Annotated in this window: 17 protein-coding genes; 11 read left to right on the plus strand and 6 right to left on the minus strand. The window is 62.0% G+C overall.

Annotated elements, in window-relative coordinates; all coding sequences use genetic code 11:
* Positions 1-424: 424 nt before the first annotated feature.
* The 4 genes from LDZ28_RS27010 to LDZ28_RS27025 form a co-directional block, all read right to left on the minus strand.
* Positions 425-628 carry a hypothetical protein gene (locus LDZ28_RS27010; protein WP_244831701.1) on the minus strand — a complete coding sequence of 68 codons (204 nt, stop codon included), beginning with the start codon at positions 626-628 and terminating at the stop codon, positions 425-427.
* A 63-nt stretch (positions 629-691) separates the two neighbouring features.
* Positions 692-1,228 (minus strand): inositol monophosphatase family protein, encoded by a 537-nt coding sequence (locus LDZ28_RS27015; RefSeq protein ID WP_244831702.1) that lies wholly within the window; start codon positions 1,226-1,228, stop codon positions 692-694.
* 3 nt (positions 1,229-1,231) lie between these two features.
* Complete coding sequence (locus tag LDZ28_RS27020) at positions 1,232-1,513, minus strand: inositol monophosphatase family protein (protein ID WP_244831703.1); 282 nt, start codon at positions 1,511-1,513, stop codon at positions 1,232-1,234.
* Positions 1,514-2,146: 633 nt separating this feature from the next.
* Positions 2,147-2,944, minus strand: a complete 798-nt coding sequence (locus LDZ28_RS27025; RefSeq protein ID WP_244831704.1) for a helix-turn-helix domain-containing protein — start codon at positions 2,942-2,944, stop codon at positions 2,147-2,149.
* A 237-nt stretch (positions 2,945-3,181) separates the two neighbouring features.
* On the opposite strand from LDZ28_RS27025, the gene LDZ28_RS27030 reads away from it, so the two are divergent.
* The 8 genes from LDZ28_RS27030 to LDZ28_RS27065 all read left to right on the plus strand — a co-directional run bounded on the left by LDZ28_RS27030 (position 3,182) and on the right by LDZ28_RS27065 (position 12,892).
* Entirely contained in the window at positions 3,182-4,798 is a 1,617-nt protein-coding gene (locus LDZ28_RS27030; protein ID WP_244831705.1) for a cyclic peptide export ABC transporter, read from the plus strand.
* On the plus strand, positions 4,795-5,610 hold the full coding sequence (locus tag LDZ28_RS27035; RefSeq protein WP_244831706.1) for an ABC transporter ATP-binding protein: 816 nt from the start codon (positions 4,795-4,797) through the stop codon (positions 5,608-5,610). Before LDZ28_RS27030 ends, LDZ28_RS27035 begins: the two co-directional genes overlap by 4 nt.
* Positions 5,607-6,515 (plus strand): ABC transporter substrate-binding protein, encoded by a 909-nt coding sequence (locus LDZ28_RS27040; protein ID WP_244831707.1) that lies wholly within the window; start codon positions 5,607-5,609, stop codon positions 6,513-6,515. Before LDZ28_RS27035 ends, LDZ28_RS27040 begins: the two co-directional genes overlap by 4 nt.
* Positions 6,502-8,538 carry a Fe(3+)-hydroxamate ABC transporter permease FhuB gene (fhuB, locus tag LDZ28_RS27045; RefSeq protein ID WP_370652296.1) on the plus strand — a complete coding sequence of 679 codons (2,037 nt, stop codon included), beginning with the start codon at positions 6,502-6,504 and terminating at the stop codon, positions 8,536-8,538. The genes LDZ28_RS27040 and fhuB overlap by 14 nt, the downstream gene beginning before the upstream one ends.
* Before the next feature lie 129 nt (positions 8,539-8,667).
* On the plus strand, positions 8,668-10,866 hold the full coding sequence (locus tag LDZ28_RS27050) for a TonB-dependent siderophore receptor (protein ID WP_244831709.1): 2,199 nt from the start codon (positions 8,668-8,670) through the stop codon (positions 10,864-10,866).
* A gap of 598 nt (positions 10,867-11,464) precedes the next feature.
* On the plus strand, positions 11,465-11,836 hold the full coding sequence (locus LDZ28_RS27055; protein WP_244831710.1) for a response regulator: 372 nt from the start codon (positions 11,465-11,467) through the stop codon (positions 11,834-11,836).
* A gap of 80 nt (positions 11,837-11,916) precedes the next feature.
* Positions 11,917-12,255 (plus strand): hypothetical protein, encoded by a 339-nt coding sequence (locus tag LDZ28_RS27060; RefSeq protein ID WP_244831711.1) that lies wholly within the window; start codon positions 11,917-11,919, stop codon positions 12,253-12,255.
* 43 nt (positions 12,256-12,298) lie between these two features.
* On the plus strand, positions 12,299-12,892 hold the full coding sequence (locus LDZ28_RS27065) for a pyridoxamine 5'-phosphate oxidase family protein (RefSeq protein WP_244831712.1): 594 nt from the start codon (positions 12,299-12,301) through the stop codon (positions 12,890-12,892).
* Positions 12,893-12,910: 18 nt separating this feature from the next.
* On the opposite strand, the gene LDZ28_RS27070 is transcribed toward LDZ28_RS27065, so the two are convergent.
* On the minus strand, positions 12,911-14,035 hold the full coding sequence (locus LDZ28_RS27070) for a sensor histidine kinase KdpD (RefSeq protein ID WP_244831713.1): 1,125 nt from the start codon (positions 14,033-14,035) through the stop codon (positions 12,911-12,913).
* A gap of 429 nt (positions 14,036-14,464) precedes the next feature.
* On the opposite strand from LDZ28_RS27070, the gene LDZ28_RS27075 reads away from it, so the two are divergent.
* Positions 14,465-14,686 (plus strand): YjzC family protein, encoded by a 222-nt coding sequence (locus LDZ28_RS27075; protein WP_244831714.1) that lies wholly within the window; start codon positions 14,465-14,467, stop codon positions 14,684-14,686.
* Between the two features lie 70 nt (positions 14,687-14,756).
* Here LDZ28_RS27075 and LDZ28_RS27080 read toward each other — a convergent pair whose 3' ends face one another.
* Positions 14,757-15,158, minus strand: a complete 402-nt coding sequence (locus LDZ28_RS27080) for a DUF6632 domain-containing protein (RefSeq protein ID WP_244831715.1) — start codon at positions 15,156-15,158, stop codon at positions 14,757-14,759.
* 329 nt (positions 15,159-15,487) lie between these two features.
* Between LDZ28_RS27080 and LDZ28_RS27085 the strand changes: the two genes are divergently transcribed.
* On the plus strand, positions 15,488-17,074 hold the full coding sequence (locus LDZ28_RS27085) for a sugar ABC transporter ATP-binding protein (RefSeq protein WP_244831716.1): 1,587 nt from the start codon (positions 15,488-15,490) through the stop codon (positions 17,072-17,074).
* Positions 17,071-18,069 (plus strand): ABC transporter permease, encoded by a 999-nt coding sequence (locus LDZ28_RS27090; protein WP_244831717.1) that lies wholly within the window; start codon positions 17,071-17,073, stop codon positions 18,067-18,069. The genes LDZ28_RS27085 and LDZ28_RS27090 overlap by 4 nt, the downstream gene beginning before the upstream one ends.
* Positions 18,070-18,122: the final 53 nt, after the last annotated feature.

The following is an 18,122-nucleotide window of genomic DNA, read 5'->3' on the forward strand; positions in this document are numbered from 1 at the left end:
GACAATTTTTCTAAGCGGCCTGTCAATCGCTATCGGCAGGGCCTATAACTTACTTGAGGCAGCATGCACTGCCCGGTTCATTTCTTCTGTTGAAGTTCCTCGATGCAATCACCGAGGCTTTGGCCATCGTCCAAAGTGGAGGTCGTATGCGACTCGTTATCGTGTTGCCGACAGCGGCTGCGGCCGTCTTCTATAGCGCGCTTGCAAACGCCTATTCGCAAGAAGAGGTGAATGTATTTGCGCCGCCTGGTAACGAGGTCGTGGAGAAACCGGGCGTTGGATCGATAAAGGCCGTGAGTGCGGAAATGAAAACGGGTGCGCCAACGGATGGAGCGATGCAAACCCCGCACGCCACGGCACCTGGACCTAACGGAACCAATCAGCCTGCTGCGCCTGAGATAGTGAAGTGACCCGGCTCAAACGCTCAAGCTGGCAACCCCGTCACCGACGCTCGGCCACGTTTTAGCACCGGCGTATCCGCGCGATGCGCGAGCACCCATTGCGCTATCTCGTCCTTTCGCGCGAACCATACGTCGGGTTTGGAGCGTGCATAAGTAAAGAAGCGGTCCAGCATGCGGATGCGATTTGCGTGACCGTTGATGCGGTCGTGGAAACCAACGAGCATCATGCGACGACGGTTCGCGCCTTCCTCGTATAACTGATCGAACTCGTCTTTCAAACCAGACCGAAACTACGCAGCGCGCGTCAATCCAGGATGCGCAGCAAAAGTTTCGATGATGCTTTCCGATACGCCACTCGATGCAGCGACGATGCTTGCCGACTTCAACCCATAAGGCTCGCCGATAGCGTTGGTCGCGCGACCGCCCGCCATTTCGACAAGCAAAGCGCCTGCAACACAGTTGAATGTATCTTCTCCGAATTCCCAGAAGCCATCGAGCCGCCCACACGCGACATAGGCGAGTTGCAGCGATGTGGGTCCGAGATTGCGGACAGCGCCCGATTTGGCAAGCATCGCGCTTAACGACTCGCCTGCGGCTTCGATAACTGCTGGTTTGTTCCCGATGAACGGCGGCTGACTGGTGGCGAGCATTGCGCCTGCGTGGTGTTTGCGGCCATTCACGGCTATGCGGCCGCCGTTCAGAAACGCGCCTTCATCGCGCACGGCGTGGAAACATTCGTTGCGGATGGCATCGTAGGTCATCGCGAAGACCGTGACGCCTTCTTCCACGAGCGCGATGGTGATGCACCATGAGGCGATGGAACGCAAGAACTAGACGGCGCCATCGATCGCGTCGCAGATCCAAAAGGCTTTCTTGTCGCTTGTCTGGGCGTCGGCTTCTACGAGTTCTCCTTCGAGCCACGCGATCTCAGGATAACGAGCGGCGAGCGCTTCGCGGATGGTGTTGGCGGCTTGATCGTCGAGGGACTTGAAAACGCGCATCATCTCGGCGTTTTCGTAGATGGGGTTTTGGGTGTTGAAAGTTTGAAGCAGTGATTGGCCGACGTCTCGCAGAAGGGCTTCTACTTGGGGTACGTCGATTTTTGGGGTCATTGGTGGGGCCTCCGGGGCGTTGTTTGTCGGTTGCCGGGAATGATGCCATTGATGGTTGGGAGGTGCACGGTGAAGGACCTGCGCCGCGACCTCACGGTTCTCAGCCGTGCTGCATTTTGCTCAACCTTTTAGCGCCTTCAGAGCGAGCGCTAGTTTGCGTCGAATTGGTCGACTTTAAACCCGCTATGCACGCTCCATGACGTTCGATTAATGGCGTTCGCCCGGTTTTGAGAAGGTCGAGGTTTGGGGATTGCGGCTTGCGGTTTGCGGTTTGCGGCTTGCGGCTTGCGGCTTGCGGCTTGCGTTCGCATGCTGCGGTGACGGCGTCTTTTCGGCCATAGCCGACCTTCCCCGGTTACGAACCGTGTGGCTGCAGTCCGTCCGTTTGCGGTAATTCGCCGGCTTGCACCGCTGAATCGAACGTCCGCAGGCGCGCATGAGTCTTCACGACCCTCAACGGCCCTTCTCCCCCACGTACCAACGACGACGGCTTTCAACGCTACAACGGCCATTCGACATTCAGCTATCGAGGCCCGAACGAAGACCGCAGCTATACGAACGTCATTCGAGCAATGATGCGATCTACATCTAAGTTTCCAACTCGAAGTCTGCATAAGACGCCCCGCTCTCCGTTTATCTGCTCGACGAGCGCGAAGCCAGGTAACGTTGTGGCGCCTCTCCCGTGACCTGACGAAACATGACGATGAAGGCACTGGCACTGCGATAGCCAAGCTTCTTCGAAACTTGCGTCACAGGCTGTCCCAGCGTAAGGAGCGTGATTGCCTCCGCGACTCGTATCTGCTGACGCCATGCGCCAAAGGTCAATCCAGTCTCGGCATTTAGATAGCGCGCCAATGTTCGCCCACTGGTGTGAAACTGCTCGCCCCAGAAATCGAGCGTCAGTTCGCTCGCCGGGTCGTTCATCATGTGCTCGCAGATCTGCAGCAGCCGTGCATCGCGCGGCAATGGCACGCCGGGCTCGGCGAGCGCGGGCGTCTCTCTCAACACCTTCAGCAACAGCGGCGCGCTGAGCGAGGCATGGCTTCCCTCGGCGTATCGCTCGCCCGCGGCGCCCAGCACGATGGCCAGCTCTCTCATCAACGGCGACACTGCAATCACGGCCGGTTGATGCCACGACCACGGAAACACACGCGGCTCGAAATACACACTGCATAGTTGCGTGTCGCCGACCGCGTGCAGTTCGTGATCGACATCGGATGGCAGCCAAACTGCGCGCGACTGCGGCAGCGTCCAGGTGCGCGAGGGCGTGAGCACGCGCACGACGCCGCGCACGGCGAACACCAGTTGTCCGTGCTTGTGTTGATGCCAGGTTATACGCTCGCCATGACGATAGTCGACGAGGGTCGCCATCACGTCTCGCGACAGCGGGACGCGTTCGATCGGATAGCGTTTGAGCAGGAACTCTTTCATGGTCGCGAAAAAGTGGTACGCAAAAAACTATCGATAAAACACCAATAGTTGTCAGAAATTCGATATTCGGTGTCGGCCTGATTTTTCGACGAAACGCTAAACTCGTCGTCACTCAACACTTAGCGCCGACCCATCGGTTGAAATGTTAATGGTTCGCATTCTCGCATTTTTGTTGCCGCCCAATGCGCTTTGCGGGCAGCCGCCTGCCTTGGCTGCTTTCAACGAGGGTGTGCGCACGTGTCTCTGATAGCCTCGTCGATCCGCAGCGCGCGCGGGTTGTTGCCTGTCGCGCTGGTCGTCAGTCTCGTCAGCGGCGCGGCGAACGCGGCGCTCGTCGCGCTGATCAATCAGGCGCTGCGCGCAACCGGCGACGAACTGCTCACGCTCGGCGTGCGCTTCGCGGCGCTGGGCGTCGTGGTCATTCTCACGCGGGTCGTTTCGCAGATGCTGTTCATGTATCTCGGACAGCACGCCAAGGCGAGGTTGCGCTTGCAGACGATCGGCCGCATCGCGGGCGCGTCGTACCGCGATCTCGAACGATGCGGCGCGTCGCGCGCCATCAACGCGCTCACGCAGGACCTCGACACCATCGTCGTGTTCTTCATCAGTCTGCCGTCGATCGTCATGCAGGGCGCGGTGATCGCGGGTTGTCTCGTCTATCTCGGCATGCTGTCCCTGCCGATTCTGCTGTTCGCGCTCGTCGCGATCGGCGCGGGATCGCTCGGCACGCATCTGATCGGCTCGCGGGCGCTTCTCCATCTGCGCGATTCGCGGCAGCGCGAAGACGGCCTGTTGCAACGCTTTCGCTCGCTCTTCGACGGCGCGAAGGAACTAAAGCTGCATCGCGCGCGTGCCGATGCGTTCGTCGCGCGTGATCTCGCCCCGCATGTCGAAGCGGTGCGCGCGCAGCGCACGCGCGGCTACATGCTGCACGCGTTGGCCGCGAGCTGGGGCAATCTGCTGCTGTTCGGCTTCGTCGGCCTGACCCTCTTCGTGCTCGCGCGTCTCTTCGATGCCGACGCGCACGTGATGTCCGGTTACGCGCTCGTCTTCCTTTACCTCATCATGCCGGTCGAAGGATTGCTGGCGGCCCTGCCCGCCATCGGCAGCGCGCGGATCGCGTTCGAGCGCATCGATCAGCTCGAACAAGCCCTGCCGCCCGAGCCCGCAAGCGCCTCGCTCGACGCCGATGCGTTCGAGAGCATTACGCTCGAAGGCGTCGAACATCGCTACGTGCGCGAAGCCGAGGACGGTTTTTTCACGCTCGGACCTATCGATCTGACGTTCCGGGCGGGCGAACTCGTTTATCTCGTGGGCGGCAACGGTAGCGGCAAGACCACGCTCGCGAAGGTGCTGGTCGGGCTGTATGCGCCGGAGTCGGGACGCATCGTCATCGACGAAACGGTGGTGGACGACGGCAATCGCGCCGCTTACCGCCAGCTTTTCTCCGTCGTCTTCAGCGATTTCCATTTGTTCGATTCGCTGCTCGGCCTGCCCGCGCACAGCGAGGCCACGGCGCGCGCGCTGCTCGTGGCGTTGCAACTGGAGCACAAGGTGCGCATCGACAACGGCCGTTTTTCGACGCTCGATCTGTCGCAAGGCCAGAGGAAGCGTCTTGCCTTGCTGGTGGCGTTTCTGGAAGACCGCCCGTTCTATCTCTTCGACGAATGGGCCGCCGACCAGGACCCCGCGTTCAAGGACGTCTTCTATCGCGTGCTGCTGCCGCAACTGAAGGCGCGCGCCAAGACGGTGCTCGTCATCACCCACGACGACCGTTATTTCGATCTCGCCGATCGTATCGTCAAGCTCGACAGCGGTCAGGTGAGTTCCACGAAAAAGGCGGCGCTCGCATGAACGGCCACGTCTACCAGACGGCGTACGCGACCGCGACGCCGCCCGCCTTCTCGCTCGAAGGCGTGTCGCGCTCGGCGGGCGGGCGCACGCTCTTGCATCCGCTGGATCTGCATATCGAACCGGGCCGCGTGACAGGGCTTGTCGGGCACAACGGCTCCGGCAAATCCACGCTCGTCAAGCTGCTCGCAGGACAGATTGCGCCGGATACGGGCGTCGTCCGATGCGCGGGCCGGCCGCTCGCCGACTGGAGCACGCGCGAGTTCGCGCGTGAAGTCGCCTGGCTTCCGCAGCAGACGCCATCGACCGATGGCATGACGGTGCGCGAACTCGTCGAGCTCGGCCGCTATCCGTGGCACGGCGCGCTCGGGCGCTTCACGGCCGGCGACGCCGCGCACGTCGACCGGGCGATGCAAGCCGCCGATGTTCATTGTTATGCCGACCGCACCGTGGACAGCCTGTCGGGCGGCGAGCGCCAGCGCGCGTGGATCGCGATGCTGGTCGCGCAGAACGGGCGCTGCATGCTGCTCGACGAACCGACGTCGGCGCTCGATGTCGGCCATCAGCTGACCGTGCTCGAACTCATCAGGACGCTGTGCGCCGAGCGCGCGATGACCGCTGTCATCGTCATGCACGACATCAACATGGCGACGCGCTTCTGCGACCGGATCGTCGCGTTGCGCGAGGGGCGTCTGCTGATGCGCGAGGACGCGGCGGTCATCGTCGATCCGGCGCGGCTCGAAGCCATCTACGGCGTGCCGATGTCGGTTACGACCGATGCGTCCACCGGCCGCCGCATGTGTTTTCCGTCATGAAGTCGCCACCGAGACGCACGCTGCTGCAAGGCGCCGCCGCGCTGCTCGCGTTCCCGCGCGCCGCGCGCGTCGTGGCCGGACCGGCGCCGCGACGTATCGTCGTATTGAACTGGGAGCTGACCGAGACGCTGCTCGCGCTCGGGCGCGCGCCGGTCGGCATTCCGCTGCCCGCGTGGTATGCGAACACGATCGCGGTGCCGCCGCTGCCGTCCGATGTCGCGGATATCGGCCTTCTCTATCAACCCAATTTCGATGCGCTGCTCGCGCTCGCGCCGGACCTGCTGATCGTCACGCCCGCGCATGCGGGACTGCTCGCGCCGCTGCGGCGTATCGCCCCGACGCTCACGCTCGGCGCGTATATGACCGACGGGCATCCCTACGCGAGCCTGTGCGCCGAAACCCGCGTGATGGCCGATGCCTTCGACGCCCGCGCCCGGGCCGACGCGCTCTTCGCTTCAACCGAGCGCGTCATGAGCGACGTCGCGGCGCGCGTGCCGCGCGGCCGGCCGGTGATCGTCGCGGACGTGATCGACGAGCGGCATCTGCGCGTGTACGGCGCGGGCAGTCTCTTCAACGATGTGCTCGCAAAGATCGGGCTGTCGAACGCCGCGACTGCGCGCGTGCGCTGGACGACGAACGCGATGGGTTCCACCGTCGTGCCGTTGCCCCGTCTCCTCGAAGCCGCCGACGCCGATATCGCGTTGACTCGGCCGCTCGCGCCCGACATCCGCGCGGCGCTGACGGCGAGCCCGCTCTGGCGCGCGCTGCCAGCGGTCCGCGAGAAACGCGTGGCCGTGTTGCCGGTGATCGCCCCGTACGGCGGCCTGATTTCGATGCAACGCTTCGCGACCGCAATGGCGAATGCACGCACCATCATCGATAACGGCGGAGGTGGGCTTGCGTAGCAGCCGCGTCGCACTCACTCACCCTTCGGCGCCGCCACGCGACTGGCGGCTTGCACTTTTCGCCGGCCTGATGCTGCCCGCCGTGTGCCTCGCCGCGTTGCATTTGCATGGCGCGCTCGACGGCGCATCGTTCTGGAAGGCGCTCGTTTCGCCCGATTTCACCGACATGCGCGACGTGCTGGTGCACGAAAGCGTGCTGCCGCGCATCGCCATGACGCTGCTGTGCGGCGCGGCGCTCGGGCTTGCGGGCGTGCTGGTGCAGCAGGTGTTGCGCAATCCGCTTGCCGAACCGATGACGCTCGGCATCTTCCCCGGCGCGTATCTCGGGCTCGCCGTCGTGAGCGTGTGGCTGCCGGGCTGGCTCGCAGCGGGCCGCGAAACCATCGCGCTCGCGGGTGGCGCGCTGGCAATGATCCTCGTGCTCGGCCTGGCATGGTTGCAACGCATGTCGTCGCTTGCAGTGATTCTCGCGGGCATGGTGGTGAATTTGTACTGCGGCGCGATCAGCCTCGCGATCGGCGTCATGCATTTCGATCTGCTGCAAGGCTTGCAAATCTGGGGCGGCGGCGCGCTCGATCAGACCGGCTGGCAAAGCGCCGCGCGCGTTGCGGCGAGCGTGGGCGGTTGCGCGCTGGCGTCAGCGCTGCTGCATCGACCGCTGCAACTCTTCGATGCCGGCGATGCCACCGCTCGCAATCTCGGCGCCGCGGTCGGCTGGATGCGCGGCGCGGCGCTGCTGGTCGCGGTCGTGCTCACGGCGAGCGTGGTGGCGCAGGTCGGCGTGATCGGGTTCGTCGGATTGGCGGCGCCGCTCTTCGCGCGGCTCACGGGCGCGCGCCGCCTGCGCGACCGCCTCGTGTGGGCGCCGCTTTTGGGCGCCGCCCTGCTTTTCCTCACCGACGAACTCGTGCGCATCGTCTCGCAGGGCGAGCTGTTCTCAGCGCATCTGATTCCCACCGGCACGGTCACGTCGATGATCGGCGTGCCGCTCCTGGTCGTCCTGCTGCCGCGCCTTCGCACCACGCCGGACATCCGCGAAACGCATGACCGCGGCACCCCGCCGCACGCAGTGCGCACGATGCCGCTCGTGTGGGCAGCGCTCTTCGCGATCACGTGCGCGTTGTCGTTCGTCGTCACGCGCGGACCGGACGGTTGGCGGTTCGCGCATCCGGCCGACATCGACGCGCTCCTCTTCTGGCGCGTGCCGCACCTGCTTGCCGCGCTCGCAGCGGGCAGTCTGCTGGGCGCGGCGGGCGCGCTGTTGCAGCGCATGACCGCGAATCCGATGGCAAGCCCAGACCTGCTCGGCGTCGGCTCGGGCGGCATGTTCGGCGTCGTCGCGGTGCTGCTGATCGCGGGCAGCTTCGAACCGGCCGCGCTGTTCGCCGGAAGCGTGGCCGGCGCGTGCACCACGCTTGGCTTGCTGCTCTGGCTCGGGCGGCGCGCGCGGTTCGCGCCAGAGCGGTTGCTGCTCGTTGGATTGTCGATCAGCGCGCTGTTCCAGGCGGTCGTCGGCGCGGTCATGGCGAGCGGCGATCCACGCGCGGGCGTGCTGCTCGATTTGCTGGTCGGGTCGACCTACTACATCGAGCCGGCGATGGCATTGCTCATGGCCGTGCTGGCGATGTCGGTACTCGCCGTGGCGCCGCTGTTCGCGCGCTGGCTGGCGGCGCTCGGCGCCGGTCCGCAGGTGGCGGCGAGCATCGGCGTACCGGTCGGGCGCGCGCGCTTCGGCCTGTTGCTGCTCGCGGCGGTATCGACGGCGGCGGCGACGGTCGTGGTCGGACCGCTGTCCTTCGTCGGGCTGATCGCGCCGCATATCGCGCGGCTCTCGGGCGGGCGGCGTCCGCTGCCGCAGGTCTACCTCGCAGCGATGCTCGGCGCGCTGCTGATGGTCGTCGCGGACTGGCTGGGACGGCAGATTCCTTATCCGGAGCAACTTCCGGCCGGTCTCGTCGCGACACTGCTCGGCGGTCCGTGGCTCGTCATGCTGATCCTGCTGCGCGGTGCGCGGCAAACATGACGGTTGCATCGAAGTCGATAGAACGGGGCCGCGCGTGCCTCGCACCACACAACCAATGTCCCCATCCGATTCAAGCCCGCATGCAGCGGGACGACGCCGTTTGTCTATTCAACGATGGGATGAGAAAACATGAGAAGAGGGAATGACCCGCGCGGCGCGATGCCCGCGCCGACGACGGGATGGCGCGTGCGCGCGCCGCGCATGACGCCACTTGCGCTCGCGCTTTTGACGATGCTCGGCGCGACATCGCCGCCCACACGCGCGCAAAACCCGGCGGGCAGCGATGTGACGTTGCCCGCCGTCGTGGTGACCGACAGCACCGGCACCGATGCGACGACCGAAGACAGCGGCTCGTACGCCGCGAAACGCGCGACCATCGCGGGCAAGAGCGCGCAATCGATCAAGGAGACGCCGTACTCGGTTTCCGTCGTCACGCGCCAGCAAATGGACGACCGCAACGACACGACCATCGAAGAAGCCTTGCGCTACGTGACGGGCGTCAGTTCGGTCAGCTACGGCGACGGCACGGCTTATTTCCGCGCGCGGGGCTCGCAACTCGGCATCGAATTCGATGGCACGCCCATCGTCAGCGGCCTGCAATATCTCACGCAATTCGACCTCGCGATGTACGACCGCGTGGAAGTGTTGCGCGGACCGGCCGGCGTGATCGACGGCGCAGGCGAGCCCGGCGGCGTCGTCAATCTCGTGCGCAAACGGCCGCAAAATCAATTCCATCTGACGACCGACACACAAGTCGATTCCTTCGGCAGCGTGCGGCAGATGATCGACGTCACCGGACCGCTCAACAAGGACGGCAGCCTGCGCGGGCGCGCGGTGATCGTCGGCGAGGCCGGGCATCAATCGATCGACCGGGCGCGCAGCAAGGAGTTCATGGCCTATGGCGCGATCGACTACGACTTCACGCCGCGCACGACGCTCTCGCTCTCGGGCGGCTACGAAGTCCTGCCGATGTACGGCCTCGACTACGGCGCGAGCGGCGTGCTCAATGCGGATCAGACCGCACTCGTCGGCCGCGTGCCGAGTTCGTATGCACAGAACTTCAGCCCGAGCTGGAACACGTCGTACACGTCGATTCAGGAAGCCAACGCGAACCTCGTGCATCGCTTCGAAAGCGGCTGGAAGTCCTCCACGACGCTGTTCTACCGGCACATGCTGACGCGGGCGTACTACGCGTACTCGGGACCGGGCGCGACCACCGATGGCCTCAGCTTCTACGGCGATCAGAATCAGCGCAACACGTACGACTGGTTCGGCGCGGACAGCAACGTGTCCGGTCCCATCCGGCTCTTCGGGCAGACGCACACGTTGACGGTCGGCGCAAATTATTCGGTGATGTCGTCGACGGCGCTCTCGGGCTTCCAGTCCGTCGATGGCCCGTTCAACGGCGGCACCTTCAGCCTGTTCGATCCCAACGCCGTGCCGCAGGTCGATACGCCCTTCAGCTTCGGCACGAACGAGCGCACCGTCCAGTACGGCATCTACGCGCAGGCGCGCATCAAGCTCGCGAATCCGCTGACACTCGTGCTCGGCGCGCGCGAGGCGTTCGTACAGGATCGCACGCAATCGACACTGCCCGACCTCTCGGACTGGGCGACGAACTCGCAGATCAACCATCGTTTTCTGCCGTCGGCGGGACTCGTCTGGGATATCGTGCCGGCGGTCACCGCGTACGCGAATTACGCGCGCTTCCTCGACGCCCAGACGCAGACGACATTCTCCGGCGCGGGCATTCCACCGCGTTCCGGCGAGCAATACGAAGTCGGCGTGAAGAGCAGCGTGCTCGGCGGACGCCTGAATACGAACATGGCGCTGTTCCGTATCAACGACAACAACCGCGCGGTCGACGATCCCGATCATCAGTTCTATTACCTTGCCGCCGGCAAGGCACGCAGTCAGGGCGTCGAACTCGAAGTCACCGGACAGCCGATGCCGGACTGGAACGTCTATGCGGGCTATACGTACCTGAACGAGCACTTCGAGAACGATGCGCCCGGCCTCACCGATGGCACGGACCCCAAGCATCTCTTCAAACTGTGGACGCGGTATCAGTTTACGCAGGGCGTCATGCGCGGGGTATCGGTCGGCGGCGGCATGCTCGCGCAGACACGCATATCGCGCGGCGTCGAACAGGGCGCGTATGCCATCTTCGATGCGCAGGTCGGATATCGCTTCAACAAGCATCTCGAAGCGACACTGCAGTTGAACAATATCTTCGATCGCGGCTATTACATTCGCCCACCCGGCCAGTTCTACAGTGTATTCGGCGACAGGCGTAACGTCATGTTGAGTGTGCGGACCGACTTCTAAGTTTACGATGACGCTTGGGCGACTGCCGGGACGGAAGCACTGACCTTCCACCGTCGGGTTGTCCGCAGACAGGCGATGATCGCCATCGGCTGTCTGCTTCTGAGTAGCATAAAGAATCAGCAAGAAATTTCGTGGGACGAAGTCGCCGCTAACGACATATGACGGAAGTTGGTAAGTCTCGGTCAAAGATTCTCAGTGACACCAAGCAACGCAAGTTGGTGCTCAGCAGCTCCGTCTTGGAAGGCCCCGGTTGAACGACTAAAACTCTGAGCGTTACTGCACACGTGCGGCTGATGTCTCTGATCAATACTAGTCGATTACGGCTGCCAACTTCGATAAGTGAGGGCCTACCCTCATCGAGGCGGATAGATTGACGCTTTAGAAGGTGAACGAAAAGATCTGTCCGTTTCTGCCTCGTTATGCAGCCACATACCGCTGCGCTGTGCCTGCCCGCATACGACATACATATCATCGATTCTCGCTCCTGGAGTATTCGCGGCTGAATACCACCACCCCATCCAACCCAGCAACCTAGAGTAGACTGCAACCTCAACATCAAAACCCCGCACCTCGGTCCTCACTGTTGGGAGCACTTCAAATGAAAGTTCTCGTAGTGGACGATTACACCGATACCACCGACATGCTCGCCGAAATCGCGGGGTCCATGGGTCATGCGGTCACTCGCGCCTACACCGGCACCGAGGCGCTGAAAGCGGCCGCAGGCGAAGGCGCGTTCGAACTCATTCTTCTGGATATCGGGCTTCCCGATATCAATGGCCACGCTCTGTGCATGCGACTCCGCGCATCCGAGAAATATGCCTCCCGGCGCATCTTCTCGCTGACCGCACACGACGACATCCACGAACATTTCGATATGTCGTGCTTCGATGGCCACTTGTCCAAACCGCTATCCGTCGCCGCCATCGAATCGTTGCTGTCGGGAAAGAAAGCCGAAGAGCCGGTTCGCTAATCGAAACTCCGTCGCTTGCACCATCGTGCGCTTCGACGTATCGAAACCACGGTGCAGACGATCAAATCAGGGAGGCCGCAGTGCCAGACATCAATGGATTCGCTGACGACCGTTCCGATCACAAACTCGAATCGTTACGCCCACTCGCCGATTATTTGGAACGCGCGCTCGACAAGGCGACAAGCGTCGTCCTTATTCGGCATACCGCCGACGTTTGCACGGTCTATCTCGGCGACCCATCCGGACCCAAGGAAGAGTTGAAACAAGTAGGCTCGATTCCAAAATCGCTCGCCGATGAAATGCTGGAACTGACCTCGTCAGGTGCAAATCGAATCGAGATCGACGAGCAGTCGTATCGCTTCGTGCGCAGCTTCACGCAGATCGACGACACAGCCGCCATCGTCTTCAAGGCTGACTAATCGCCGCTGCCACTTCAACTGCATCAAGCAACGGAGGCGTCGGTTGAGCAACGCTTTGGATGCAATCCTGGCGCAGACGTGGAGCCACCTGCTTTCAGGCGCCAATCCCGGCCGCGAGCGTTCCGCCTACACGTTGATGCAGTTCGCGACCATCGGGCTCGATGGCGCGCCGAAACTGCGCACGGTCGTAATGCGGCGTGCCATCCAGGACCGCGCGCTTGTGAGCTTTCACACGGACGTGAGATCGGAAAAGCTCGCTGAGATCGAACAGGAGCCGAACGTCTCCGCGCTTGTCGGCGACTGGCGTGCCGGCATCCAGATTCGACTCGAAGGGCGCGCGCAACGAGTCATCGACGACGACGAAAGACGCGCCGTGTGGAACGCGAGCCGCCCCGGATCGCTCACGCTTTATCGTGCGCCGTTGCCTCCGGGAACACTAGTGGACAGTCCGCCCGATGCGCGCCCGGAAGCCGACGACACAACAGCGCACACTCAGACGGATGGCTTCGAACACTTCTGCCTCATCGACGTCATCGTCAGTAAGATCGATTTCCTCGACGTCTCGGGCGAAATGCACCGGCGCGCAAACTTCTGGCTCAAACGCAACGAGTGGCACGGTCATTGGATCGCGCCATGAATGCGGCCAACTCTGACTTCATGCGTGTGAAACGAGCGGCAAGCGAATAATGAAGACGCAACCGTGGCCAGGAATGTCCTTCACTTCCACGGTTCCCCTCAAAGTCTCTACGTTGCGCCTCACAATCGTCAGTCCTAAGCCCAGTCCGCTGCGATCTGCGTTGAATTGCACGAAAGGATCGAACATCGACTCGCCGTTCTTACAAGGAAGTCCTCCGCACTGATCGTGGATTTCAATAAAGACGTCGTGATTCACATAGATTCTCAACGCGACCGCGCTTTTCTCCTTGGTGAACTTGAACGCATTCTGTAAGAGGTTGATTATCGCCTCATACAACAAGTCGCGATCTCCACGAACCTTGATGAGCGCGTCGACCGGAGTAACGGAAAAGCTTTTTCCACGGGCTGTCGCGTCCACTCGCGCCGCTCCCTCGATTTCGAGGATTAAGGGAGCAAGACTGAAGATAACGTCGTCGTAACGTACGGTCGCCGGGTCTGCGGAGTCGCGAAGCATTCGATCAGTCAGCTTGCCGAGTCGCAAAAGACTACGCTCAGCAAGTAGTCCGGTGGCTCCTTTCGCGCTGAGATTTCCTCTTTGTAAAGCGGTGAATGCAAGCAGCGTAGTGTGGATCAGATTGCGCATCTCGTGCGCAAGCATTCTGTTCTCATCGGTCTGCGTCTGAGCGCCGCTATTCGTGCGCGCGTTGTCTCGCGCGGCTGAATAAGCCATTACGGCATTGGCAACCGCCGTGTCGATGCACAGATTGAGTATTCGAAACTCCTGTACCTTGAAAGGCGCATCCCGTTCTACGGCCAGTTCGGTAATCGCCTGGCATAGATCGCCGTAACCTACGACGATGTCTTCGATCTTGAGTCCCGTTCCGAATAACACCCTGCCTGCTTCGCGTGCGGTTCTGCCTATCGGGGTATCCTTCGATTCACCCCGTTCGGGAAGCCCCGTTGTCGAATTCTGAGTTTCGGCGGTGCGGTGCTGGCGCAGAAGTTCGGTAATTTGCGTAAGCAGTTCGGGAAGGACGATCTTTATATCCGCCATCGCCGGAGATTCAGCGTTCCGCTTGAAAGTCATCATGCGGCAACGTTCAAGCAAGACGCTTCGATTATTCTTGAGAAACTCGTGCATCATGGCCCTGCTCCTGATGAAGTCCAAAGCCAGGAAGCGTCCTTCAGGGAGACGATCTCGCCTGCATCGACAAGAATCAATCAGACCTTGATCGCCCGCTTTGAAACTTCGTTGGTCAAACTAATGTCGCGTTGTCGTTCGAACCGTATCGTCTTTCTCTTGTCGTGGGCGACGGTTTCACCGCTGGACTAGCGCAATCGCTATTCCCGTGCCGTGCTCCCGTGCCCATAATTAACAGTTTGGCGACGTCCCGCAGGCAACGACTGATAATCGGCGATTTCGGCTGACGCACGACGAGAAGCGAGCGAATAACGCCCGCTCGCGTTCACACGAACTCGACTCCCTGCGCCGTTTACCGACCGGCATGACACCGCTCGGAACGCCGATTGCTCTTTCGTCGGTCCGTATGTGGTTCCAAAAAGGAGAAGCTAAATGGCAGGCGACAGTTCGTACAAGCCCGGTGAAATCGTCAAAGTATCGGGCATTTACTCAGTGGTCTATGAGGACGGGAAAGATACCTTTGAAGTCACCTGCGTCGAAGGCGAACATTTTCCGCCCACGCGAAACGGAAAAGGCGCGCACTTCGAGTTGAAATACGGAGCGACGCATTCGCACAAGCATGAAGCGTTGAAGGAAACTCAAGCGCAAGCCTGAGCGCATATAAGGTATTGGTCGCGGTACGTCCTACAGACTTGGGACGCACCGCGAACACTGCATCGGCGGATTAAAGCGCTCGTGCCTTGTTTTCGCGCGGCATAAGGAAAGCCAGCACGGCCGCGACAATAAATAGCGCAGGCACATCGCCGAGCAAATGACCGACGTGGCGCGTGCCGTCCATCTCGGCGCCGAACGACTGCACAACCATGATTGCGCCGTGCACGACGCTCGACCATACCGTGAACCAGATCAGGCTCAGATGCTTCATCGGGTTGCGCGATGCCATCAGTAGAAACACGCCGAGCGTCGCGTAGATGCCAACGATCATCAGCGGGTAGTCCGAATGGCTGCTTTGCCAACTCCATCCGGAAGGCCACAGGATCATGAGCGGCCATAACGCGAAGATGGCGATTAAACCCACGAGAATCAGCGCGATGCGCAAGGCGGCGAGTCGTCGGGTGTCGTTCATCGTGCGCTCCCAAAGAAGGCGTGCTTGTCGCACACGATACTCCCGCGCACCGCTCCCTACTCGGCTGCTCCTTCGCATCGGCAACGTAGTCGAGCGTCTGCGCGCCTGACGGACAATTACTCGCAACTCTCCGTCACAGAAAGCCGTCCCCGGAACGATAGGATCATCACAAAACCGGTCGATATTGTTGCGATTCTCCCGTTCAGAACACGAAAACTAGGGCTATCTGTTATTGACGCACCATTTACATGATGCGAAGATCACAACACAACACGCGGCCCGACCGCGAAAACATAAGAATTCGTCTATTTGACGAAGGAGACATCAGGATGAGTCAGCCGGTCGCGGCCGCTTCATCGCCGCCAGTTCCGTTGATCCGTGTGACCGGCGTCACCAAAAGGTTCGGTGGCGTCCAGGCGCTGCGCGGCGTCAATCTCGAAGTTCTGCCGGGTGAAGTGCACGCGCTGCTCGGCGAAAACGGCGCGGGCAAGTCCACGCTCATCAAGATATTGAGCGGCGTCCACGCCTACGACGAAGGATCGATCGAAATCGCGGGCAACCGGGTCGCATTCGAATCGCCCGCAAAGTCGCGCGAGGCAGGCGTTGCCGTCGTGTATCAGGACTTGAGTCTGGTCGAATCGTTGTCCGTCGGCGCCAACCTCATGCTCGGGCGCGAACCGCGCACGCGTCTCGGCTTCGTCCGGCAACGTGAACTCATGGCGCAGGTCAGCACCTTTTTGCGCGAACACAATATTCCGCTCGATCCGCGCGTGCCCGTGGATTCCTTGCCGTTCGCCTATCGCCAGATGACGGAGATTTGCAAGGCGCTGATGGGCGACGTGCGCGTGCTGATTCTCGACGAACCCACGTCCGCGTTGACAGGCGGCGAAGAACGAATTCTCTTCGATGCCATTCGCACCGTGACGGCGCGCGGCGTCGGCGTGATCTACGTGACGCATCGGCTGAACGAGGTCTTTCGCATCTCGCAGCGCGTGACCGTGTTCCGCGATGGTGCAAACGCCGGAAGTTTCGCCACCGCCGAAACCGACATGAAGCAACTCGTCGCGGCTATCGTCGGCCCGCGTCATGCGGCCATGCAGGCGCGTCAGGAAACCTCGGCGGGTGCGGCGGCGCAAACCAAAGTCGCGATGGCCGATCGCGCTGCAGATGCGCCCGTGCTGAAGCTGTCGAAGGTAAGCAACGCGCATCTTTGCGCCGTCGACTTGTCCGTGAGCAAGGGCGAAGTGCATGGCATTGCCGGACTGATCGGCAGCGGCCGCACGGAGATTCTGCAAACCATCTTCGGTCTGCTGCCCGTGGAGTCGGGCAGCATCGATCTCGACGGCGAACCGCTCGGCGCGCGCAATCCCTCCGATGCAATCCGGCGCGGCGTCGCGCTCGTGCCTGAAGACCGTCATGTGCAAGGGCTCGTGCTCGATCATTCGATCGAACGCAATCTGACCTTGCCGCGCCTGCCGCAGTTTTCGAGCGGCGGATGGCTGCGCGCGAAAGCCGCCGCGCAACAAGCACGCGTCGCGATGAAGCAGCTTTCCGTGAAAGCGCCCGATGTATCGACACACGTGAAGTTTCTCTCGGGCGGCAACCAGCAGAAGGTCGTATTCGCGAAGTGGAATCATCCGCGCCCGAAGTTGTTGTTGCTCGATGAACCCACGGTCGGCGTCGATGTCGGCGCGCGCGAGGAAATCTACGGCGTGGTACAGGACGCGGCGCGCGCAGGCACGGGCGTCGTGGTGGTGTCGTCGGATCTGGACGAACTGCTGCGGCTCTGCGACCGCATTTCCATCGTCGCCAATGGCGCGATTACACGCACTGTCGAGCGCGCCGAGATTCGTCACGCGGAAGAACTGCACCATCTCATACAACTGGCCCGCCCTACCGAAGAGCTTGCAACATGAACGAGTCTGTTTCGCCGATGCCCGCCGAGCAACAAAGCGCCCAGCGTCATTCGCGCGCACGGCGCATTGCGCAGCTTCTGCTGCAGGGCGACCGCCCCTACATGCTGTACTTTGCGTTCGCGATTCTGCTGGTGGTGTTCAGCTTCGCGTCGCCGTGGTTTCTCTCCATCGACAACTTCCTCAACATCGGCCGCCAGACGGCGCTCGTGTCGATCATCGCTATCGGCATGACATTCGTGATCATCGCGCGGCAGATCGACTTGTCGGTGGGATCGTCGCTCGCGCTGTCCGGCATGGCCGCCGCGCTCGCGATGTCGCATATCGGCGATAGCTGGGTCATCGGCGCGATCGCGGGCATTGGCACGGGCGCGATCGTCGGCGCGATCAACGGTCTCGTCACGACGCGTTTGAACATTCCCTCGTTTCTCGTGACGCTCGGCAGCTTGAGCGCGGCGCGCGGACTTGCATTGATGGTTACGACGACGCGGCCCGAGATCATCACGAACGATCATTTCATTGCGATCTTCGGCGAAGGCGACATTGCAGGCGTGCCGGTGCCGATCATCTGGACCTTGCTTGCCGTGATCGGCGGCATTCTGCTTCTGCATTACAGCGTGTTCGGCCGGCAAATCTATGCAGCCGGCGGCAATCCCACGGCCGCGCTCTACTCGGGCATCAACATTCGCCGCGTGACGACGCTCGCATTCGTGCTGACGGGCGCGCTTGCCGGCCTCGCCGCGCTCGTCTTGTCCGCGCGTTCGCATGCGGCGCGTCCGGACGTCGTGCAGGGCATGGAACTCGACGTGATTGCCTCCGTCACGCTCGGCGGGTGCAGTCTTTTCGGCGGACGCGGCTTCATTCTAGGCACGCTGCTAGGCAGTCTCATCATCGGCACGCTGAATAACGGGCTCGTGCTGCTCGGCGTGAGTTCGTCGCTGCAACTCGTCATCAAGGGCGTGATCATCGTCGCGGCAGTCGCGTTCACGCGCAAGTAGGTTTGGTTTCCCGCGCAGATCGACATCGCGTGAGAGACCACGAAAGGCAAGTC

Origin of the sequence: Caballeronia sp. TF1N1 (assembly GCF_022878925.1) — a bacterium.
Taxonomy (GTDB): domain Bacteria; phylum Pseudomonadota; class Gammaproteobacteria; order Burkholderiales; family Burkholderiaceae; genus Caballeronia.